General features: G+C 60.7%; 17 protein-coding genes. 11 read left to right on the top strand and 6 right to left on the bottom strand.

Annotated elements, in window-relative coordinates:
• Nucleotides 1-28: 28 nt before the first annotated feature.
• Nucleotides 29-1,933, bottom strand: a complete 1,905-nt coding sequence (locus tag VH599_21010; protein HEY7350803.1) for a glycoside hydrolase family 15 protein — start codon at nt 1,931-1,933, stop codon at nt 29-31.
• Nucleotides 1,934-2,091: 158 nt separating this feature from the next.
• Between VH599_21010 and VH599_21005 the strand changes: the two genes are divergently transcribed.
• The 4 genes from VH599_21005 to VH599_20990 all read left to right on the top strand — a co-directional run bounded on the left by VH599_21005 (nt 2,092) and on the right by VH599_20990 (nt 5,988).
• Nucleotides 2,092-3,039, top strand: a complete 948-nt coding sequence (locus VH599_21005) for a hypothetical protein (GenBank protein HEY7350802.1) — start codon at nt 2,092-2,094, stop codon at nt 3,037-3,039.
• Nucleotides 3,040-3,198: 159 nt separating this feature from the next.
• The gene (locus tag VH599_21000; GenBank protein HEY7350801.1) at nt 3,199-4,218 is read left to right on the top strand and encodes a hypothetical protein; all 1,020 of its coding nucleotides are present in this window, start codon (nt 3,199-3,201) and stop codon (nt 4,216-4,218) included.
• A gap of 299 nt (nt 4,219-4,517) precedes the next feature.
• Complete coding sequence (locus tag VH599_20995; protein ID HEY7350800.1) at nt 4,518-5,333, top strand: PadR family transcriptional regulator; 816 nt, start codon at nt 4,518-4,520, stop codon at nt 5,331-5,333.
• Between the two features lie 190 nt (nt 5,334-5,523).
• Entirely contained in the window at nt 5,524-5,988 is a 465-nt protein-coding gene (locus tag VH599_20990) for an SRPBCC family protein (GenBank protein HEY7350799.1), read from the top strand.
• 10 nt (nt 5,989-5,998) lie between these two features.
• Here the strand turns inward: VH599_20990 and VH599_20985 are convergent, their stop codons facing one another.
• A complete protein-coding gene (locus tag VH599_20985) occupies nt 5,999-6,874 on the bottom strand; it encodes an LLM class F420-dependent oxidoreductase (protein HEY7350798.1) in 876 nt (291 codons plus the stop codon).
• A 28-nt stretch (nt 6,875-6,902) separates the two neighbouring features.
• Complete coding sequence (locus VH599_20980; GenBank protein ID HEY7350797.1) at nt 6,903-8,060, bottom strand: SRPBCC family protein; 1,158 nt, start codon at nt 8,058-8,060, stop codon at nt 6,903-6,905.
• Between the two features lie 158 nt (nt 8,061-8,218).
• Between VH599_20980 and VH599_20975 the strand changes: the two genes are divergently transcribed.
• Nucleotides 8,219-9,265: a Glu/Leu/Phe/Val dehydrogenase dimerization domain-containing protein gene (locus VH599_20975; protein ID HEY7350796.1), complete on the top strand. Its 1,047-nt coding sequence runs from the start codon at nt 8,219-8,221 to the stop codon at nt 9,263-9,265.
• A 15-nt stretch (nt 9,266-9,280) separates the two neighbouring features.
• On the opposite strand, the gene VH599_20970 is transcribed toward VH599_20975, so the two are convergent.
• The 3 genes from VH599_20970 to VH599_20960 are packed head-to-tail and all read right to left on the bottom strand — an operon-like array spanning nt 9,281 to nt 12,137.
• A complete protein-coding gene (locus tag VH599_20970; protein HEY7350795.1) occupies nt 9,281-10,429 on the bottom strand; it encodes a threonine synthase in 1,149 nt (382 codons plus the stop codon).
• Between the two features lie 11 nt (nt 10,430-10,440).
• Entirely contained in the window at nt 10,441-11,031 is a 591-nt protein-coding gene (locus VH599_20965) for a nitroreductase family protein (GenBank protein ID HEY7350794.1), read from the bottom strand.
• A gap of 20 nt (nt 11,032-11,051) precedes the next feature.
• The gene (locus VH599_20960) at nt 11,052-12,137 is read right to left on the bottom strand and encodes a P1 family peptidase (GenBank protein HEY7350793.1); all 1,086 of its coding nucleotides are present in this window, start codon (nt 12,135-12,137) and stop codon (nt 11,052-11,054) included.
• Between the two features lie 214 nt (nt 12,138-12,351).
• On the opposite strand from VH599_20960, the gene VH599_20955 reads away from it, so the two are divergent.
• The 6 genes from VH599_20955 to VH599_20930 all read left to right on the top strand — a co-directional run bounded on the left by VH599_20955 (nt 12,352) and on the right by VH599_20930 (nt 20,905).
• The gene (locus VH599_20955) at nt 12,352-13,434 is read left to right on the top strand and encodes a LacI family DNA-binding transcriptional regulator (GenBank protein HEY7350792.1); all 1,083 of its coding nucleotides are present in this window, start codon (nt 12,352-12,354) and stop codon (nt 13,432-13,434) included.
• Between the two features lie 109 nt (nt 13,435-13,543).
• Nucleotides 13,544-16,006, top strand: coding sequence for a hypothetical protein (locus tag VH599_20950; GenBank protein ID HEY7350791.1), 2,463 nt, complete (start codon nt 13,544-13,546; stop codon nt 16,004-16,006).
• 177 nt (nt 16,007-16,183) lie between these two features.
• Nucleotides 16,184-17,545: an ABC transporter substrate-binding protein gene (locus VH599_20945; GenBank protein ID HEY7350790.1), complete on the top strand. Its 1,362-nt coding sequence runs from the start codon at nt 16,184-16,186 to the stop codon at nt 17,543-17,545.
• Nucleotides 17,546-17,661: 116 nt separating this feature from the next.
• Nucleotides 17,662-18,612 carry a sugar ABC transporter permease gene (locus VH599_20940; protein ID HEY7350789.1) on the top strand — a complete coding sequence of 317 codons (951 nt, stop codon included), beginning with the start codon at nt 17,662-17,664 and terminating at the stop codon, nt 18,610-18,612.
• A 17-nt stretch (nt 18,613-18,629) separates the two neighbouring features.
• Nucleotides 18,630-19,526 (top strand): carbohydrate ABC transporter permease, encoded by an 897-nt coding sequence (locus VH599_20935; GenBank protein HEY7350788.1) that lies wholly within the window; start codon nt 18,630-18,632, stop codon nt 19,524-19,526.
• A 53-nt stretch (nt 19,527-19,579) separates the two neighbouring features.
• Nucleotides 19,580-20,905: a hypothetical protein gene (locus VH599_20930; GenBank protein HEY7350787.1), complete on the top strand. Its 1,326-nt coding sequence runs from the start codon at nt 19,580-19,582 to the stop codon at nt 20,903-20,905.
• The last annotated feature ends 58 nt before the right edge of the window (nt 20,906-20,963 follow it).

Here is a 20,963-nt window from a genome sequence, read left to right as displayed (position 1 = left end):
TCTTCGAGCGAGCATAACGGACAAGCTATCACCCTCTCATCGCCAGTGTGTTGAGCAGTTCGGACATGGCCCAGGTCAGATCGCGCGCGCCCTGGGGCTGGCCGCTGTCGCGGTTGATTTGCTCGGTGACGGAGCCGTCTGATGGCTGATGCGCCAGCACGAACTGCGCGTACCCATCGCCGCGCCTGCGCAGCGCCGGAAGCATATCTGTTAGTATCGCCTCCTGGGGAAGCTGCTCGCCCACCCGGGCAGACTCATCGCCGACCAGGCGATTGAAATACCGTACCTGGCGCTCATCCGTCACGATGAAAGGCCCGCCTGTCGCCAGCTTTTCTGCCAGCAGATAGCAATACTGCGCCGCCCAGAGCGTCGTCAGCGGCCAGGGGTTGCCGCCCGTGGAACCTAGCCCATCGTTGGCATCCTCCGGGAAGCGGCCCCAGCCCATACCCTGATGCCCAGCCGCCAGCCAGGCCCGATTGACCGCGTACAGCGGGGCGAAGGCGTCTTCTAACGCCAGCGCCGTCCCCATCACCGCCGGATGCGTCAGGTTCAAGAAATCGTCGTTAGCGTCCCAGCAGGTCAGCAGAGCGCCCAGGGTTGCCGCGTCCAGCCCGCTCAACTCCGCCAGCCAGGGGTCGGCAGGATCGCGGCTGCTAACCAGATAGCCGCGCTGCGGGTCGAGAAACCCTTCGATCTCCGCTTCGAGGCGCGCCTGTTCCTCTTGGTAGCGGCGCATATCCGCTTGCTCGGTGAGAACCATTGCCAGCCGCGCCCCCGCACGAAACGCTTTGCGCTTGAGCAGTAGAGCGTTCAAGATGCGCCCATACACGAACTCCCAGGCGTCATAACATGGCCCCTGGCCCTCCGGTGTCAGCAGATAGATGAGCGCGGCGCGAATCTGCGCGTAGACGGGCCGGGGATCTGGCAGACTGGTCATTGCCAGCACGCCAATGGCCGGGCCGTCTAGCTGCGGGTTGCCATAGCCGGTGATGGGCTGCCCCTCGACGGTATAGCGGCTGGCGCCCAGATCACCTGATGCCTGGCAGCGAGCGAGAAAGCTGAGATAGCCCTGGATAGCCCGCTGTGTCGGCTCTGGCGGCAGGCCAAACGGCGAAGTGCGTGACCACGCGATCAGACTCCGCAGGGTATGTCCGGCGTCGCGCTGCCAGACAAACCAGTAGTTCGGCTCACCGGGCTGTTCGCCTTTCGCGGGCGAAGCGACAATGGCCCCATTGGGCAGGGTATTGCGCAGCACGCGGGCATCTGTTTTGCTCGCCAGGCCGCGCAGCAGTTCGCCGTCCAGTTCTGGTGCTGGCATGGTGGTTCGCGCCTCGCCAGCAGCCCGTCCATAGGACTTGATCAGCCCCCGGAACAGGCCATCATCAAACATGCCCGTGAGCGGTCCCGATGCCCCTTGGGACGCGGCACGAAAGGCCATTCCGGCTTTCTCCTGGGTTAGCGCGGTTCCATAGAGCGCCAGCAGCGCGTCTGTGCCTTGCGGCCCCGGCATACGCGAGGCTACTGCCCCTGCGGAGGGTGGCTCGCCGCTGCCTACATAAAAGGCGTGGCTTCCGGCAGGCGGCGGCGTGTCTGTCGCCAGAAAGAACAGCGTTTCGTTCGCGGAGACGCCCAGGCGCGCCAGCAGCGTCTCCAGCGGCTCTTCTGGCGCGGCGTAGCGCGGCGAGAGGCGCGAACCCTGCGCGGCCAGCGTCTGAGCCAGGCTCTGCTGCACACTGGTGCTCGCGCCGCGTATCACGACCTGCGCTGATTCGCTTTCGGCCAGCAGGGCCAGCTTACGCAGCGCATGCTCGCCTGCGGCTCGCGGGCCGCTGTCCAGCAGCGCCCCGGCGTCCAACACGAACAGGCGCGGCTCGCCCTGCAATCGTATGGTATGACGGCCAATCGGCGGATTGGTGGTAGGGAGTGTGGTCATAGCGGTCCTCCTCTGTGATTTATTGCATCTCTTTGCAAACCAGAGGCCACGCTTTTTGCAGAGTTGGCATCGTTTATGCGGGCTTCCTGCTGGATTTGGCCGTTGTTGTGTGTGCTGTAGTGAGAACGCCTACCGCTTGCGATGAGGAAAAGAACGCAATGCCAAACCTGCTGACCCTGATCCCGCTGGCCGAAGGGTTCAATTCCGCCTTGATCGCCCAGCAAGTGGCCGGAGCACTGGACCTGATGGGTCTGGCTATCGGCATCTGGACCATCTGGTCCTCAATTTCGCTGCCGCTTGGTGGTAATCTCCACCGCGCCTTCCGGCTGATCGGGTTGGGCGCGCTGGCCTTTGCTGCCTCCCACCTGATCGAGTCGTTGATTGTGGGCCTGCAATTAATGAGCGCCGGAGCAAACTTGCTCCTCACGCAAGGGACGGTGCTGATCTCGATGGTCCTCTTTATCCCTGGCCTGGCGGGCCTGGCCGATGTCTTGCCGACGCTTCCGTCCTCCGGGCGTGTGGCCCCCACTCCCCGCTTCTGGCCCATTGCTGTGACAGTGGTGGTCATGATTGGCGCGTTTAGTTTCATTCTCTATGGCTTCAGCCCACAGGCCGAAGTCGCCGCCTTCTTTGGGCTGGATGGCAGCATTACCATCACTGCCGGTCTGTGCATCCTGCTGCTGGCGCGGGCGCGCATTGGCGGCGTAGTCGGGCACTCCTTGTGGCTGGCGATGCTGGGGCTGCTGATCTTCAGCCTGGCCCATCCCCTGCAAGCCTGGCTCTACGATGAAACTTCTCTCTCTGGCGATACGCTGGCTATTCTGCACCGGCTCATTATCATGCCGTCCCTGCTGCTCTTCGCCGTCAGCATGACCGGGCTGGCCCGCAAGTTATCTGCCAGCTTCTATATCGAATCGGCCCATACGAAACTGTTGCCAACGGCAAGACTGGCTGACGAGGAGGAAGAGGAGCGCAGGGCAGAGCTGGATAGGCTCGGCGCGCGGGCCAGGGCGCTTCGGCACAATAAGCGAAAGCCTGCCGACAACGCATCCGACGCCTCTAAGCCGCTCCTGGCGCTGCGTCAGAGGTTGGGGAGAGATAGTTGACCAGCGGAGCCTCACCTTAAAGGGCCTTATCGGCTTCTCTGAAATCAGGACGCATCCTGACCGCATGGGCTGGTATACTGGAAGAAAAACCTCTTCATTTTTCAAGAGCTGTCATTGACCAGTGCCAGGAACACATGCAGGAAAGGAAGGGTCTTGCCCATGTGGAACAGCCAGCTCAAGGGCGATCCGATTCCCTGGTTGCTTGAAGAGAACACCCCTGCGGTTCGTCATCTGGCCTTGCGCCAGCTTCTCGATCTGCCAGCAGATGCGCCAGAGGTGCGGCAGGCTTGTGATGCTGCAATGCAGGCTGCCCCCATTGCTACGCTGCTCAACGCGCAAGACCCCCAGGGGTTCTGGGTGAAGCCAGGCCCAGGATATACTCCCAAGTTTCGTGGAACAGTCTGGCAGGTGACATTTCTCGACCAGCTTGGAGCCGATGGGAAAGACCCCAGGATACAAGCGGCATGCGCCTACGTATTGTCCCACAGCCAGGCCAGGACCGGGGGATTTGCCTCCTGGGAGGGAGGGAGCAGGGAAGAAGCTCCCCCGCCTCCATCTCTCGTAATCCATTGTCTCAATGGCAATCTGCTCCGGGCGCTGATTGGTTTTGGCTGGCTGGAGGATGAGCGTGTGCAGCATGCGATTGACTGGCAAGCTCGCTCGATCACCGGAGAAAAGGGCATCCGGTATTATCGCTCAGGGACGAGTGGGCCTGGATTTTGTTGTGTGTCAAACGATCATCTTCCCTGCGCCTGGGGTGCCATCAAGGCGCTGCTGGCCCTCGCGCGTGTTCCTCCAGAGCGGCGAACGCCCCAGGTGGAACGCGCCATTCAGCAGGGGGTGGCCTTCCTCTTCAGTTGCGACCCGGCCACGGCTGCCTATCCGATGGGATGGGGCAACACAGAACCCAGCCCAATCTGGTTCAGACCCGGCTTTCCTATAAGCTATAGCGCCGATGTCCTCCAGAATCTGAGTGTCCTCTGCGAGTTAGGCTTCGCCAAAGATGCCCGTCTTCACTCTGCCATAACCTGGCTGCTCAGCCAGCAAGACGCCTCTGGTCGCTGGAGGAATGAGTTTGCCTATAATGGCAAAACCTGGGGCGATATTGAGCCGCAAGGGAGCCTGAGCAAGTGGGTGACTCTGCGCGCCTGTACGGTCCTCAAGCAGGTATACGGATAGTATGCAATACCAGCACTGTTAAACTCTGGCGCTGCCACGATCAACGGTAGCAAACAGTCTGGCCTGTTTCCCATAGTGGCCGTCATTCACGGTGAGTGATATGACGTTCGCCGGGATGCGCCACCGTTCCTCTCCCAATCCTGATGTTCATTTCACATATTCCCTCTTGACATTTTTCTGAAAATACGATATATCTTGTTATATCGAATTATATCGAAATGCAGAGGCTGGTTTCGAGGGAGAGGCCGAGGATGGCTCGGCGCTTCGGGAGAGGCTTCTGCTGAAAGGATGTGAGCAGCATGTTTGGCCGATGGCATTTTAGAGATGAGCGTCCGGCGTTTGCCTGGGGCAGCGGATACCAGTATGGCTCGGAAGAGGGCTGGCAGCCGTGGGCGCGGCATGAGCGCCCGCCGTTTGCCCCGCCCTGGGCGCGGCATGGGCATTTTCCCTTTGGCCCATCCTGGGAAGGGCATGGACATCCCCCCTTTGGCCCGCCGTTTGGCCGGGGTATCTGGCGGATGGCCCGCCATTTCCCCTTTGGCCCTGGTCGGGGGGCACTGGGGGAGCGCTTTATGGGGCGTGGTGATCTCAAGTACGTGCTGCTCTCGCTGCTGCGAGAGCGACCTATGCACGGCTACGAGATGATGAAGCAGTTGGAAGAGCAGGCCAGCGGGTTTTACACCCCCAGTGCTGGCGCGATCTATCCAACCTTGCAGTTGATGGAAGATCGCGGCTGGGTGACGAGCCAGGTCGTGGATGGGAAAAAGATTTATACCATTACCGACGCGGGCCGTCAGGAGCTTGAGGCGCAGAACCAGCGCGCTCAGTCGTTCGGTGGGCCATTCGGCTGGGGCGGCCTTCATCATGGTCACGGCGGCCCCTTCGGGCGCCAGGCGCAGCCGGAACTGGCGGCGCTGCGGCGGGAAGGCATGGAGGTAGCGCGGCTGTTGATGGCTTCGGTGCGGGCGTCGGGCGGCGATCCTGAGAAGCTGGCGCGTCTGCGGGCGATTATCGAGGGGACGCGCAACAACCTGCAAGAGTTTCTGGGCCAGGCTCCGTCAGGCCCAGGCGGGGGAACGGCTGCCCCCACAGGTGGAACGGTGGAAGAAGGCTGATCGGCCTCTGAACCATCTTCAATCTGCAAAGCGCGGTAAGAAGACGGGCGCTGCAAGGTAGCGGCGAACAGGAGCACACGACGGTTCTGGATGTCCTCCAGCGAATGGTCAAAAACCTGGAATAGCTCTTGCTGTTATCCTTCCTCGCGCCGATCAAGTCAGTTCGCCGGAAGAGGAGGGATAGCGCAGTATGAGCCATATTCATGTTGAAGTTGAGCGTGTCGTTGACGCTCCGCCAGCCGAGGTGTATCAGTTTCTGGCGGATTATCGGGAGAAACGCCCGATCATCCTGACCCCAAACTTTCTTGGTTACGCTGTCGAACAAGGAGGGGTCGGCACGGGGACGGTGATGCACTATCGGCTGCACGCGGGCGGGCGCGAGCGCCCCTATCAGATGGAGATTGACGAGCCTGAGAAGGGCAGGGCGCTGCGCGAGCGCGACGCCAACTCATCGCTTGTGACGGTCTGGACGGTGAATCAGGGGGCGAATCCTGAGCAAAGCAAGGTCGTGGTGACAAGCGACTGGGAAGGCGGGAGCGGTATGGGCGGCTTCTTTGAGCGCACGTTTGCGCCTATGGGGCTGCGCGGCATCTATACCGAGATGCTGAACCGGCTTGCGCAGGCGCTCACCGGCACAGCGGCGGCCAGAAGCTAAAGCCTGGCCGCTAGAATCCCAGCGTTTCTTTGACGCGGCGCAGCATATCTATGTGCGCCTGGGGCGAGTCCAGACCGGCGCTCATGGTGTTGACGCCGAGATGTGTCGCGCCGAGATTTCGCCAGCCTTCCGCGAAGGGCGCCCACAAATCCTGGGAGGCACGGCTGATAGTCAGGCGCGCCTCGATGCCAACGGCTTCGAGTGGACGCCCGGCCTCCTGGGTATAGGCGCGCAGGTGTTCGATGGCCTGGCGCGGCTCGTCTTTGCGTGGGTCGGGAAATTGGGGCAGCCAGCCATCGCCAAGGCGGCTGATGCGCCGGAGGATTTGCTCGGTGGGGTTGCCGCCAAACCAGATGGGGATGGGCCGCTGGACGGGCAGCGGATTGATGCCCGCCGCGTCGAGATGATGCCAGCGCCCCTGGAAGGTGACGACTGGCTCGGTCCATAGCGCGCGCAAGACGGCCACCTGTTCTTCGCTGCGCGCGCCGCGATTATGAAAATCTTCGTTCAGCCCCTCAAACTCAACCTCGTTCCAGCCCACGCCAATGCCCAGGCGCAGCCGCCCGCCGCTGAGGACATCTACTTCAGCGGTCTGCTTGGCGACCAGCGCCGTCTGCCGCTGCGGCAGGATGATGACGCCTGTGACCAGTTCAACCTGGCGCGTGAGGCCCGCCAGATAGCCAAAGAGGATGAATGGCTCGTGGAAGGGCGTCTCACTGGTGTAGGGGCCGCGCCAGTCGGGGCGCGTGGCGGTACTCGCGCCCAGCACATGGTCATAGACCAGGATGTGCTGATAGCCCATCTCTTCGACGGCCTGAGCGTAGTCGCGGATAGCAATGGGGTCGTTGCCAAACTCTGTCTGGGGAAAGATAGCTCCAATACGCATGAATGCTCCTTACTCTGCATCATCTACGCTATGTGCGTTCTGTGCGCTGCTGGGCAGATACGTTGGGATGAATGTCATCGGCAAGAAAGCGATGCACCAGTTTTTGGAAGTGGCGCAGCGCGTTTTCGCGGCTGAGCATCAGCTTGCCCTGATTGAAATAGCCGGAGCGCAGACCGCGCTGCACCGATTCGCAGAGAATGACATCTTCTTCCTGTACCTGATCGATAAACTTCACAAAGTCGCGCTCTTCCTCTTCGCCAACGGCATCAACAAAGCAGTATTCATAGATGGCGAGCGTGCGCTGCGGGTCTATGGGGATGAAGAGGTTAAGCGAGACGTTGCCCGGCCCCGGATAGATGTTGAGCGTGAAGTTCGGCCAGAGATAGGCGTAAAAGCCCGCCTGCACGCCCGCGCCGATCTCATAAAGGTTCTCTTTGCCCGCTTTGGCGGAGTCGCGCACCGGCCCGGTTTGGGCCGAGAAATATTCGTACTCAGTTACCTGATAGTTATTTAGATCGATCAGGTCGCTGAAGGCTTTGTGCGCGATGGGGCAGTGGTAGCATTCCAGGTAGTTGTCAACGACGACCTTCCAGTTAGCTTTGATGTCATAGGTGCGGCTGACGCGGCGCGTGATGGCGTTGAGGGGTAGGCCAGTTGCCTCGACAAGCTGCGGGAGTTCGCCCAGTATTTCTTTGAGCGGGGGGGCTTGCGGGTCCAGGTTGACAAAAATGAACGGCCCCCAACACTCAATCTGAACGGGCAGCAGCCCAAGCTCATCGTGCTTGAAGCCTGGCTCATCTTTGGAGCCAGGGGCGGCGCGCAGCGAGCCATCGAGATTATAGGTCCAGGCGTGATAGAGGCATTGCAGCGTTTTGCGGTTGCCGCAGCCATCGGGTACGAGCTGGGAGCCGCGATGGCGGCAGACATTCACATGGGCATGTAGCTGGCCGTCTTCGTCGCGCACGATGACGAGCGGAACGGCGTCAATACTACAAGTGAAGAAATCGCCTGGCCGGGCGACCTGCTCGGCCAGCCCGACGTATTGCCAGGTGCGGCGAAAGATGCGCTTCTGCTCGCGCTTGAAGACTTTCGGGTCGGTATACCACGCGCCGGGAAGGGTGTAGCCTTGCTCAAGCGCGGCGTGTAAATGAGCGCCGTTGGTGATGAGAGGGTGTGTGCGGCCCATGTCTCCCCCTTCCAATAAAGTCCGGTTATGGTGTATGGTATCTTTTTCTGGCGGCTCTTGCAAGGGCAAGCATGGGCCGGATACAGGGTTGGCTCTGCCTGAAGCGGCAGCGGGAATATAACCTGTTCTGCGACACAGAGCAAGTAATATAGGAGGTAATGATGGAAGCTTTGCTCAAAGCCTGGGATGGCGAGCGGGTCATTATCGAGTTTGACCAGCCTACGGGAGCCTGGATGATGATTGCGATTCACTCGACGCGCCGAGGGCCAGCGGGCGGCGGAACGCGCATGAAGTCGTATCCCACGATGGAAGCTGCGCTGGCTGACGCGCTGGAGCTTGCCAGGGGGATGAGCTACAAGTTTGCCTGCGCCGATATGTCGCGTGGCGGCGGCAAAGCGGTGATCGCTGTCCCGCCGGGCCTTGCCCCGCAGGCGCGAGCAGACCTGCTGCGGCGCTATGGAACGCTCATTTCTCAGCTTGGAGGGATGTTCGTAACAGGGCCGGATGTCGGCACATCATCAGCCGATATGGACATCATCGCCGAAACTGGCGCGCCCTACGTGTTCGGGAGGACTGTTCAGGCAGGCGGCGCTGGCGATTCTGGACCGGCAACGGCCCTTGGCGTGCTGCATGGTATGGGTGTCGTCTGCGAGCGGCTCTTCGGCAATGCTTCGCTGGCGGGCAGGCGCGTGTTGGTGCAGGGCGCGGGGAGCGTCGGCGGGCGGCTGATTCATCTGCTGCGCGAGGCTGGAGCAGAGGCGCTGTTCAGCGATGTAGACGAGACAGCCATTCGCCATTTCCGCGATGAGGTGAATATCCCCTATGTTCCTGCTGACGCGGCCTATGAGACGCCCTGCGATATTTTTGCCCCCTGCGCGTTGGGCGGCATCCTGAATCAGCAGACGATTCCGCGCCTGAAGTGTGGGGCGGTGGTTGGCTCGGCCAATAATCAGCTTGCCCGCCCGGAAGACGGCGAACTGCTGCGGGAGCGGCAGATTCTCTACGCGCCTGATTTTGTTGTGAACGTGGGCGGCGCGCTGGCGATTGTCGGCATGGAAACGATGGGCTGGTCCGAGGCCGAAGCCAACGACCGCGTGATTCAGGGCATCGAGCAAGCCCTGCGTCAGATCTTTGCTTTGGCAGCGGAACAGAACATTAGTACTGCCGCTGCTGCGCGCAGCGTTGCTGAGGCCCGGCTGCGCTAAGGCCGCTTGAGTATATCAACCAGTCTTCAGCCCTGCGCCGCAGAGCGGAACGATCACCTGCTCCCCTTTGGGGAGCAGGCTGCTGCTGGATGCCACGCTGAGCAGATTGCTGCTGATATATTCCACCAGGCCCGCGTAGGGCGCGGCGGCGGTTGGCTCGACGTAGAAGCCGCGCAGCGCCAGGGCGCTTCTGGCCTGTTCGATAGCGGCGTCTGAAACGGTGATGATGAGGCCGCGCGTCTCGCGGACGGCGGCCAGAATCTGGCGGCTGCGAGCGGGCGCGGCAATGGCGATGCCCTCGGCTTCGGTTCCGGTATTGATGACCGGCGCGGCTGTGTCTTCGCCTCGCGCAAAGGCTTGCGCCAGCGGCGCGCAGCCAGCCGCCTGAACAGCGAGAATGCGCGGCAGGCGCTCGATCAGCCCGGCGCGCAACAAGTCTCTGAAACCGTAATACACCCCCAGGACGAGCGTGCCGTTGCCCACTGGCAGGACCAGCGTATCGGGGGCGCTGCCGCCAAGCTGCTCCCAAATCTCGAAGGCGTAGGTTTTCGTGCCCTGGAAGAAGAAGGGCTGATAGACGTGGCTGGCGTAAAAGACCTGCTCGCGTTCCACTGCCGCGATGGCCGCCGCTGCGGTATCTTCGCGGCTACCGGGGATGGCATGAACGGCAGCGCCATGCGCCGCGATCTGTCGGAGCTTTTTGGTTGAGGCGCTGGCAGGCACGTACACGTCGCAGGCAATTCCGGCGCGGGCAGCATAGGCGGCGATAGCGGTTCCAGCGTTGCCGCTGCTGTCGGCTATCATCCGCTTCACCCCTAGCTCTCTGGCTCTGGCGACCAGCACCGCCGCGCCGCGATCCTTGAATGAGAGCGTCGGCATCTGATATTCCACTTTCAGGAGGACGCCTGGCGTTTCGGGCGTCATGGGGATCAGCGGCGTGAAGCCTTCGCCCATCGTTACATCTTGCCAGCCGGTAGAGTCAGGCGCGAACGGGAGGGCTTCACGATAGCGCCACAAGCTCGGCGGGCGCGATTGGATGCGCTCCAGTAGGAAACGCGCCTCAAACTCCGGCAGGTCGAGCAGACCGCCGCAGGGGCAGCGCCAGATCAGGCTGGCGGGATCATGTTCGCGCCCGCAGGCGCTGCAAAGCAGGTGAACACGCATGGTACAAGCAATCACCACTGCTCGCGGTGGATGTAGTCGGCGTCGGGAGTGCGGCCTCGTTTGAGCGAGGGCGAAGGCACATCCGGCGCGCGATGGCCGATGGGAATGACGCCTACTGGCGTGACTGCGGCGGGCATATCCAGCAGGCGGCGCAGGGCATCCAGGTCGTGGCTGCCCGCAAAGCCTGCCGCCAGCCCTTCATTGACGGCTGCCAGCAGCAGAATCATGACGGCGCAGCCAATGTCCATATGCCAGTAGGGTACAGGCCATTCGATCTCTGTGCCATCCTCTTGGAGCTTATCAGCGGCCTGATAGCGCCGATGATAGGTGGCCTCGCTGGTGCAGGCGATCACCAGCACCGGCGCTTCGGAGATGAACGGGTGGAAGCCGCCCGCGACATATCCCTCCTCGCCACAGAGCCGGGCGATCTCGCGTTTCAATTCGGGGCGCGTGACGATGATGAACGATTGGCCTTGCGTGAACCCGGCGCTGGGAGCATGCCGCGCCAGATCGAGCATGCGCTCGATGACTTCAGGCGTGACAGGCTCAGGGGTGAAATGGCGCACCATGCGCCGCTTGCGCACTACTTCACTTAATTCCATATCTTGCTCCTAAAATAAGATTATGCCTGGGTGATACCTTTGAGCAACCCTCGCAGACGGTCATGGGGGACGGCGTGAACGATATGGTCGCTGCGCCCGGTCATGGTGGTTGCCATGAGCAGCGCGTTGAGAACCGCCTCCTCGGTGGCATCAACCACCGCGCCGAAGAGAGTATTCAGCCCGATGTTACCATAGCTTCCTTCGGCCAGGACGCTGATCTGAAGGCGGCCTTCTGGTACGTGGTATGGGATGCGCTGGGCCGTTGAGAAGGCCAGGATGATTTCGCCGCTGCCATCGCCTGCCACCGATCCGGTGCGCGCCAGACCCAGGCCAGCGCGCTGGGCCATGCGGCGCAGCGTGTGGGCGTGCAGGGGCGCGTCGGTGGCAACAATGACGATACAGGAGCCATCGGCCTCTGGCGTTTCTGGCAGCATATCGGTGAGTGTCGGCCCGACGCGCACACCAGCGACAGTCAGGCGCGGGCGTGTGCCGAAGTTGGTTTCCACCAGCACGCCAACGGTAAACGTTCCCGCCGCAGTGACGACGACCCGCGAAGAAGAGCCGATGCCGCCCTTGAACTGGAAAAGCTGCATGCCCGTACCCGCGCCGACACAGCCCTCAACCACTGGAGCGGTACTGGCCTCATCCAGCGCGGACCAGACATCGGCTTCGCTGACGGCGAAGGTCAGGTGGTCATGCAGAAAGCCATCGTCGCACTCGGCCACAACGGCCAGAGGGATTTCATCTCGCGCTTGCTCTGGATAGCGTTGCGCGAGGTAGCGGGTTGTGGCGTGCTGAGCCATGCCCACGCCAGATGTGCCGGTCAGGACAATAGGCGTGGAGAGCAATCCCCATTCCTCGATGACCGAGCGGCAGGTCATTTCACCATAGCCATTGAGCGCGTGAATACCTGCATAGACTCTCTCAGAGAGCGAGTTGCCATCATGGGGCCAGATAGCTGTGACGCCAGTGCGCACATTCTGGCCCTGGATCAGTGTCCGATGTCCAACGCGCACGCCCGGCACGTCGGTCAAGGTGTTTGATGGGCCGATTGGCAGACTTCCAATACTCACGCCCATGTCCCGTAGTCGCAGCGTTTCCGCCATAGGCGCCTCCTGGTTCCTCTTATCAGGTGTGTGTGTTCGCTTCTGGATGAGGAGCATCATCAGCCTACCATATCCAGGCCATCATGTGGATTGAAGACCCCTTGACAGAACGACTCTGCCATGTTATAAATAGTGCAACCGGTTGCATAAGTACCGTAACAAACGAATGCGCCCTGTCATTCCCTGCGACCCTCATTTTTGCAGGAGCGACGCCATGACAAACAAGGTCTCCAGCCCACCAGATGCAAAGCAACTGGTTGCACGACCAACCCTGGCGCAAATTGCGCACGCCGCTGGCGTGAATAAATCAACTGCTTCTCGCGCTTTGCGTGGCGATCCAGCCATCGGCAGCGTGACCAGCCAGCGCATTCAGCGGCTGGCTGCGCAGCTCAACTACGTACCTAATGCCAGCGCCAGGCGATTGAATCGAGCGCAGACCGATACCATTGCTCTTTCCTTGCGCGCCCTCAATTTGAGTGCTGGGGGAACCGACCCTTTTCTTGTTGAACTGCTGGCAGGTATTACCAGTGAGGCGGCCAGCCGCCATTATGATGTGCTGCTGGCGCGCGCTGAAGAGGGTGAGTTTGAACTCAACGTCTACAAGCGCATTCTAGGTGGGCATCACGCCGACGGCTTTATCCTGACCGATCTGCGCCCTAGCGACCCACGCCTGGACTATCTGAGCGCGCGCCGCTATCCGCATGTCTTGTTCGGGCGGCCTGCTGAAGAACTGCGTGACGCGCGCCGCTATCCCCATCCCTGGGTGGAGGTTGATAACCGCATGGGCGCGCTGATTGGGACAGAGCATCTGATCAGCCTGGGCCATCGGCGCATCGCGTTTATTGGGGGCGGCAATACCTATTTCTGGGAGCAAGATCGCCGCGCTGGCTACCGCGATGCCCTCGAAAAAGCGAATATCCCGTATGATCCAGGGCTGTGTCTGCCCGGCGGGCTGTCTCAAGAAGATGGCTACGCGCTTATTCAGCATTTGCTGAGGCAGGAGATGCCTCCCACAGCCGTTTTCGCTATCAGCGATGTGCTGGCTGTCGGCGCAATGCGCGCGGCCAGCGATGCGGGCCAGACCATTGGGCGGGACTTTGCGGTGATGGGCTTTGACGGTGTGGGCCTGGGAACCTATCTGACGCCACCTCTGACGACTTTGCGACAGCCGATTAATTACGTCGGGCATTTGTTAGTGCAGTTGCTCATAGACCTGCTGGCAGGAGCGCCGCTGACAGAAAAGCATCTTTTATTGCAACCCGAACTGATGGTGCGAGCCTCAACCCAAGGCTCCTGACTGCTCAACCAGACTCTTGCGTACCCTTTGGCCTTGTGGCGGGCCAGCGAAACCGGAAGACGAACGATCTGTTTCTGCCGATAGCACCTTGAGTAATGCAGGAGATACTATGGCCGGTACGTCCCTTTGCGGAGACGCCGCTCAGCCATATCTTGAGACGCCCGTTGATAGTCGGCGCTGGTACGCTGTCTGCGGCACACGCCTGTACAGCGTGGCGACGCTGGCCGGGGGATTTCCCGATCACGGGTCGCATCAGCCCCAGGAGATGGGCGGTGTCTGGTCGCCGCCGCTCAAGCTGCTGGATGGATACTGGCTGGGGCTGCGGGCGCGTGGGCAGACTGTGCAGTGGCTCACGGCTCCTGATACCTGGCGGATGTCTACGGATGGCGTGACGCTCAGCTACGCGCTGCCAGCCCTGGGCATTGCAGTGGAGCGACGCGAATGGATTGTGCCTGATGAGCCTGCCCTTATCGTGGATGTCACTCTGAGTCGGCAGCCCACTGCCACCTGGAAAGACACGCTCACCCTGACTTGTTGCCTGGCGATGCGCAGCGACTTGCATGGAGCCTGGCTGGCTGAAGAGCGTCTGGGTTGGGCGGATGGGGGTGATGCCGCGATCTATGATACGTCATCAGGCGCTGTTCTCTTGCTTGACGTGCTGCACCCCAGGTGGGAGGTCTGCGTTGGCGCGACACAACTGCCGATAGCCTGGAGAGCTGGCGCCGACGTGTGGGGGCCGGAACGCACCAGCGGTCGCGGCATTGGCGCGTCGCTCTCATATCGCTGTCGGATGATGCCGACGCATCCGAAGCAGATGCGTTTTGTGATCGCTGGCGCTGCCAATGATACTACCTCTGCGTCGTCGGTTTTCGCCAGGCTGGCGTGGCCCGGCAGCAATGCTGCCAGTTCAGGCAGCGCAGATGATACCGCTGACGTCGCTCGTTCGCTGAGGCAGGCGGAGTGCGCAGCAAAAGAGCGTTTCCACGCGCCCTTTACGCGCTGTCTCCTTCAATCCCCCGACGCGCATCTCAATGCTGTGTTTGCCTGGGCCAAAGCCTGGGCTTCGATGTTGATGCTGGACGTGCCTGGCGTGGGCCGCGCGGCGATGGCTGGGTTGCCGGAGTTTCCCTGGTGGTTTGGCTGTGACCTGGCCTATGGCGTACTACCCATGCTGCCCGCCGGGCAGGCCGACGAAGCGGACGCCAGCCTGCGCACGCTTGCCGCGCTCAGTCAGCAGGCAAACAAGAGCGGCGCGGTGGCGCATGAGATTGTTTCGCATGGGCTGGTGGCGCATCGCGGCAATCTGGTTGAGACGCCGCTCTTCGTGCGCGCCCTCTACCATACCTACCGCTGGACTGGTAATCGCGCTCTGCTTGAAGAACTCTTCCCGTTCTGTTTACAGGGCATCGAACAGTGGGCGCTAGGCGCGTGCCTGGAGCCAGGCGAGCGCGCGCCGCAGGGTTCCAGCATTGTTGAAACGCCTGAAATGGCTGCTGGCTTCCAGGCGCTTGACGTGGCTGCCTATCTGGTGGAGGCGCTTGACCTGCTCGGATCACTTGCCGATGAACTGAGCCAGAGCGAGACGGCGAAACGGCTGCATGCACAGGCAGACGCTTTGCGTCGGCATCTGCGCGAAGATTGGCTGCTGCCTACAGAACGGCTGTTTGGCGACGTGCGCGCCTCGCGCATTGAATTAGAAACACTTCAGCAGCGGCTTGAGTCGCTGCCGAATCTTGATTCATCAGCGCGCAGCAGCAGCGCATTACTATGTCGGGCGCTGGCAGAAGATCGCCAGCCAGAGGCCGATCCGCATCTGCGCCGACCCTGGCTGCTGTTTCATATGACGCAGGCGCTGGCGGCAGATGCCGGGCTGCCAGATCGAGCGCAGGCCGCAGAACTGCTTGATCGTTTGGAGACGCCGGAATGGACAGAGACCTATGGCGTGGTCTTGAATGCCGCAGCGAACCGGCGCGTCATGACCCTGCCAACCGGCGCGCTTGCCGTTGGGGAAGCGCGTTATGGGCGGGCGAATGAGGCGCTGGTGACAATGCAGCGGATGATGGCGGCGTTTGGCGCGCAGATGCCAGGGACGCTGAGCGAATATGCCACCGACGAGGGCGCTGGGGCCGATGGCGGCTGCTTCTTGCAGCTCTGGTCGAACTACGGTATTGTCTGGCCCGTTGTCCATTACTTCTTTGGGCTGCGCCCGGATGTGGCGAATCGGCATCTCATGTGCGTACCACAACTGCCGGACGCCTGGCCCTCAGCGCGTTTGAGCGCCGTCCCTCTGGGGGATACAGAGGTGGATGTTGAGCTTGTGGCCGAGCCAGATGGCTTGCGTGTGCGCCTGGAGATTGGAGCGGCGGATTGGGAGGTTTCTCTAGGCGCGGTCTTACCCGTTGGAGCCTCTGTCATCAATGCCACGTTGAATGGCGAAGCGGTAGCCCTGCGGCCAGCGCGGCTGGCGGAATATGAAGGACGGGAGACCTGGCTCGCCCCAACCAGGCGCAGAACAACTCATTATGACCTGCGCGTTTCCTGGTCTGCGGATGGGCAGTGTAGATATTCCTGATGGTTGTGATGTCGTCCCAGCAACAGCGGCTCGCCCGGTGTCCTGCGTTCCAGGCGGGCGAGGTGAAGAGAGGTGATGCACGCGAAAAGATCAAGGCTCTAGCACTCATCCCAAGGACATGCATATGCAGGAGCGCCCGGCGATGCTGGCGGCGCACCAGACAAAGGAGCAAAACACATGAGACTGCCTCGGAAAAAGCGTTTCTGGCGTGTATGGAGCATGATTGGCATGCTCAGCCTCGTCGTTCTGCTGGCAGCATGTGGCGGCGGTGGGGGGCCTTCGGGTACAGGCAGCGGCGGAAAAGGTCCGGCCAATGCTCTGAATGCCTGCCCGAAAAACACCAATACCTCGCCTGCCAACTCTGAGAGTGGACAGATCAATCTGACCGTTGCAGGGTGGTCGTCCAGCCCGGCGGAGGATGCGCTGGTTCAGCAGGCGCTGAATCAGTTCATGCAGCAGAACTCGAACATCAAAGTTACCTGGCAAGTGATCCCCGGTGATTACCCAACCAAGATGCGCGCGAACGTTGCCAGTAACAACGTGCCTGATGTCTTCTACCTCCAGCCCGGTATGGCCCAGGAGTACATCAAAGCGGGCAAGCTGTTGAACCTCAGCCCTTATATGGCGCGGGATAACGTTTCCGCCTCTGATTTCTATGCCTCGCTGATGCAGCCGTTTGACTGCGCCGATGGCACAGTTTACGGCATTGCCAAGGACTGGAACTCGTTGGGCCTGTTCTATAATAAGACGATGTTCCAGCAGGCGGGCCTGGGCGATCCTTCTAACTGGACGTGGAGCGATTTGCAGAACGCTGCCAAGACGCTGACCCAGGGCAACACGCATGGCATTGCGCTGCCAGCCGATACTTCTCGCTGGGGCGCGTTCCTCTTTGCCAATGGCGGCCAGATGCTGTCCAACGATGGAAAGCAGGCGGCATTCGCCAGCCAGCAGGGCATTGACGCGGCGACATTCTATACGTCGTTCCAACTGAACAAGACTGGCGTGCAGCCTGGTGATGTTGGCGCGGGCTGGGATGGTGATGCATTTGGCAAGCAGCAGGTGGCAATGACCTTTGAGGGCGGCTGGATGATCCCCTTCATGAGCCAGACGTTCCCCGATGTCCAGTATGGCATTGCGCCGGTTCCCTCGGCTCCCAATGGCAAGCGCGGCAACCTGCTCTATACCAACGCCTGGGCAGCGTATTCCGGGACGGCGCATCCTGATGCGGCCTGGAAGCTCATTCAGTTCCTGACAGGCGCCGGGCATCAGGGCGACGTGCTGCACGATGGGTTCGCGCTGCCGACGGTCAAATCGCTGGAGAAAGACCCCTACTTCCAGCAAAACCCCGGCGTGGCGGTGTTGCAGCAGGGCGCGGATTACGGGCATGCTGACTTCTATGGCGCGGCGGACAGCAAGGTCCATTCCGAGGTTGCCAACGCGCTGCTAGCCGTCATGCTTGGCAGATCATCGGTGCAGGATGCCTTCAATACGGCGGCGCAGAACGTGAATACCTGGATTCAGCAAAACGTTGGTCCATAGTTCGCTGATACCACAGCCCGGTATCAACCAGTCTATGCGAGAGCAGTAACCTGATGTGCTGGCGAGAGCAGCGGCGCAATCCGCTGCTCTCGCCAACCTACAAAGGAGGACCGAACATGCAGGGGGCATTGCGTGTGCCAGGAGCCGTCAAAGGCGAGCGCGGGAAAGGCATGAGCCGCAAGCTGCGCGAGACGCTTGCCGCTTACGGGTTTCTCAGTCCTTATCTGTTGATCCTCGCCACGTTTACGCTGATTGCCACCGTCTACGCTTTTTATCTCAGTTTCTTTTTCGTAGACTTCGGCTTCACCGAGCCAGAGTTTTACGGCACGAAGAATTATCAGCTTATCTGGTACGATTTGACGCACAACGGCGATTTTCTCATCAGCCTGAAGAACATTCTCTTTTACACCGTTGGGGTGGTCATCCTCCAGACCATTCTGGCGCTGGCGCTGGCGCTGCTGCTCAACCAGAAGGTACGTGGTCGCAGCATTTTCAGAACGTCATTTTTTCTTCCGTCGTTGACTTCTTCGGTTGCTATTTCGTTGATCTTCATCTGGCTGTATAACTCGCAGGGCGTCATCAATTATCTCCTCTCGCTGGTGGGCATTCAAGGGCGGGCCTGGCTCTACGACCCAACTACCGCGCTCCCTTCGGTCATGCTGCTGAATGTCTGGACGACAGCGCCAACCTTTATGCTGCTCTATCTGGCGGCCTTGCAGGATATTCCCGACCACCTCTATGAGGCCGCGCGAGTGGATGGGGCCAGTTCGTGGGACATTCTGCGCAAGATTACGATACCGCTGCTGCGCCCGACAACATTTCTGGTCACGGCGCTGGGTACGATTGGGTCTTTCCAGATGTTCGATCAGGCGTATATCATGGGCGGGGCCGATGGCGGCCCGCTCAAGAGCTTGCTTACCCCTGTGCTGGAGATTTACAATACGGCGTTTGCTGGCTCTAACCCAAGGATGGGCCTTGCTTGCGCTGAGGCGGTGGTGTTGTTTGCGGTGATTTTTCTCTTTACCATCCTTCAGCGGCGTTTTATTGATACGAATATCCAGTATTAGCAGAAAGCAGGCGCCACATGGCGACAACCATCAGCCCGCCCGCTGCTCAAGCGAGGACGCGAACGTTCGCCAGCGAAGATAAAAAGCCTCCAGCGCCGCAGCGGACCTGGCATGTTCTCCTGTATGCGATCTTGATCTTCTACAGCTTGTTTTCGCTGGGGCCATTTCTGTTCGCGTTGATTTCGTCCTTCAAGACCTATGCAGACATATTATCGCCCAGCCTGATTCCACATCCGGTCACGTTTGCCAATTACCAGGAGATTTTTAGCGGAGCCAATCTGTTCCCGCGCTATATTGTGAACTCGCTCATTTACGCGGGGGGAACAGCGGCGCTCAACGTCCTTCTGGCTTCGATGGCAGGCTATGCGTTTGGCCGCATGGAGTTCTTTGGCAAGAACGTCCTCTTTGCGCTGACGCTGGCGGTGCTCATGATTCCCTCGCAGCTTATCCTGATTCCCAAGTTCCTGGTGGCAAATTCGCTGGGACTGACCGATAATCTCGCCGCGCTGATTGTTCCAGCAATGGTCCAGCCAACGATGGTCTTTCTCATGACCCAATTTCTCAAGAGCCTTCCAAGGGAATTAGAAGAGTCGGCGATGATTGATGGCGCTTCGCGCTTGCGCATCTTCTGGCAAATCATTTTGCCGCTGGCGCGTCCGGCGATGACAGCAGTGGCGATTCTCTCCTTCCAGGGCGCGTGGAACGATTTCCTCTGGCCGCTGATCGTTCAGTCCCACCAGCAGAACTACACGTTGACAGTGGGGCTGGCCTTCTTTGGCCGCCAGAACTACATTGCCTACAATCTGCTGCTGGCAGGCGCTGCAATCAATCTCCTTCCGCTGGTCTTCGTCTTCTTTTTCTTCCAGCGATATTTTATCAGGGGGATTTCGACCTCTGGATTGGCCGGGCGATAGCTCTCATCGTGAGAACCAACCGTACTGGCAAGGTTAGCAAAGGGTAGCGAAAGATGACCACTTTTGAGGCACGCTCGCCCCACGCCGATCAGCCCCTTGAGGAGTGGTTGCATCGCGGGCGGGCCTGGTTGGATGAGTTGCAGACACCGATTGGCTTGCGCGCCAGCAGCGCGGCAGGACGTTACCACGCGCTGTTTGGGCGCGATACGCTCTTGACGGTGATGCTAGTTCTGGAGGCGGCGCGGCTGCGGCCTGGGGACAAATCCCTGGGCCACTGGGCGGCGAATCTTGCCGTCAGCAATCTGCGCAAGCTCTCCGCGACGCAGGGAACGCAGGAGCGTGACGAGAATGAGGAGCAGCCGGGCAAGATCGTTCATGAATGCTGGCCGGAAGTCCCGGCCCGTCTCCAGGGCGCTGATGCCGGGAGCCACTGGCCGTTATATGATGGCCGCTACTATGGCGCGGTAGATAGTACCTACCTCTATCTCATGGCTGTTGGCATGGTCTGGGAACAGGCGCCAGAGGGACGCGACCTTATAGCAAGCCTGTGGGAGCATGTGCTGGCCGCTGCGCATTGGGCATTGGAGTACGGCGATGTTGATGGGGATGGATTGATCGAGGCGCAGCCGCGCCAGCCGCGCGGCCTGGGGCTGCGTAATCAGGTCTGGAAAGATAGCAGCGATTCGCTGATACAGGAAGATGGAAGCTGGCCGGAGCCGCCCGTCGCGTGGGTGGAGGTGCAGGGGTATGCGGTTGCCGCCTTTCGCCGCGCGCTCGCCATCTTTCGGGCGCGAGGAGTGGAGCAGGCGCTGCAAGCCAGGATGTCTGCGCGCATTGCGCAGATTGAAGAGCGCCTGATGCAGTTCTGGCTGCCTGAAGAAGATTGCCTGGCGATGGCTTTGACGCGAGAGAAACGGCCTGTTCCGCTGGTATCATCCAACGCCGGGCATGTCCTCTGGTGTGGCGGAATACGCGATACGACGGCGGCTGAGTCGCTGGCGAATCGGTTGCTGTGTGACGATCTGCTGACCACCTGGGGGCTGCGCACGCTGTCGTCGCGCTCCTATGCTTTTGATCCCATGTCTTATCATCGCGGCAGCGTCTGGCCGTTCGATAATGCTATCACTGCTGTGGCGCTCTGGCGCATGGGCAAATACGACGATGCTCGGCTGATTGCGCGGCGGGGCATAGCTGCTATCGAGCATTTTGGCGCCCCGGTGGAACTGTATTGTGTTTTGCCTGCTTCGGGAGGGCATGCGCCGAATCTGAACGGTTCAGAGGCGCTGGCAGAGTATCCACATGCCTGTGCCGTCCAGGCATGGAGTGCTGCGGCGTTGATCTTGTTTGCTGCCCAGTTGCTCGCCATACCCCTGCTCTGACCCCTTCCTTGCGATGCGGCCAGGCGCTGAGAGGATCATTCCTTCAAGCGCCTGGCCG

It is taken from the genome of Ktedonobacterales bacterium (assembly GCA_036557285.1).
GTDB lineage: Bacteria > Chloroflexota > Ktedonobacteria > Ktedonobacterales > DATBGS01 > DATBHW01.
This window is presented reverse-complemented; position numbering and strand designations above follow the sequence as displayed.

Excerpts from the sequence above, each read along its gene's own strand:
- VH599_20965 (HEY7350794.1), bottom strand. The coding sequence starts at position 11,031 with ATGGAATTAAGTGAAGTAGTGCGCAAGCGGCGCATGGTGCGCCATTTC.
- VH599_20940 (HEY7350789.1), top strand. The coding sequence starts at position 17,662 with ATGCAGGGGGCATTGCGTGTGCCAGGAGCCGTCAAAGGCGAGCGCGGG.
- VH599_21000 (HEY7350801.1), top strand. The coding sequence starts at position 3,199 with ATGTGGAACAGCCAGCTCAAGGGCGATCCGATTCCCTGGTTGCTTGAA.
- VH599_20975 (HEY7350796.1), top strand. The coding sequence starts at position 8,219 with ATGATGGAAGCTTTGCTCAAAGCCTGGGATGGCGAGCGGGTCATTATC.
- VH599_20955 (HEY7350792.1), top strand. The coding sequence starts at position 12,352 with ATGACAAACAAGGTCTCCAGCCCACCAGATGCAAAGCAACTGGTTGCA.
- VH599_21010 (HEY7350803.1), bottom strand. The coding sequence starts at position 1,933 with ATGACCACACTCCCTACCACCAATCCGCCGATTGGCCGTCATACCATA.
- VH599_20930 (HEY7350787.1), top strand. The coding sequence starts at position 19,580 with ATGACCACTTTTGAGGCACGCTCGCCCCACGCCGATCAGCCCCTTGAG.
- VH599_20985 (HEY7350798.1), bottom strand. The coding sequence starts at position 6,874 with ATGCGTATTGGAGCTATCTTTCCCCAGACAGAGTTTGGCAACGACCCC.
- VH599_20945 (HEY7350790.1), top strand. The coding sequence starts at position 16,184 with ATGAGACTGCCTCGGAAAAAGCGTTTCTGGCGTGTATGGAGCATGATT.
- VH599_20995 (HEY7350800.1), top strand. The coding sequence starts at position 4,518 with ATGTTTGGCCGATGGCATTTTAGAGATGAGCGTCCGGCGTTTGCCTGG.
- VH599_21005 (HEY7350802.1), top strand. The coding sequence starts at position 2,092 with ATGCCAAACCTGCTGACCCTGATCCCGCTGGCCGAAGGGTTCAATTCC.
- VH599_20935 (HEY7350788.1), top strand. The coding sequence starts at position 18,630 with ATGGCGACAACCATCAGCCCGCCCGCTGCTCAAGCGAGGACGCGAACG.
- VH599_20960 (HEY7350793.1), bottom strand. The coding sequence starts at position 12,137 with ATGGCGGAAACGCTGCGACTACGGGACATGGGCGTGAGTATTGGAAGT.
- VH599_20970 (HEY7350795.1), bottom strand. The coding sequence starts at position 10,429 with ATGCGTGTTCACCTGCTTTGCAGCGCCTGCGGGCGCGAACATGATCCC.
- VH599_20950 (HEY7350791.1), top strand. The coding sequence starts at position 13,544 with ATGGCCGGTACGTCCCTTTGCGGAGACGCCGCTCAGCCATATCTTGAG.
- VH599_20980 (HEY7350797.1), bottom strand. The coding sequence starts at position 8,060 with ATGGGCCGCACACACCCTCTCATCACCAACGGCGCTCATTTACACGCC.
- VH599_20990 (HEY7350799.1), top strand. The coding sequence starts at position 5,524 with ATGAGCCATATTCATGTTGAAGTTGAGCGTGTCGTTGACGCTCCGCCA.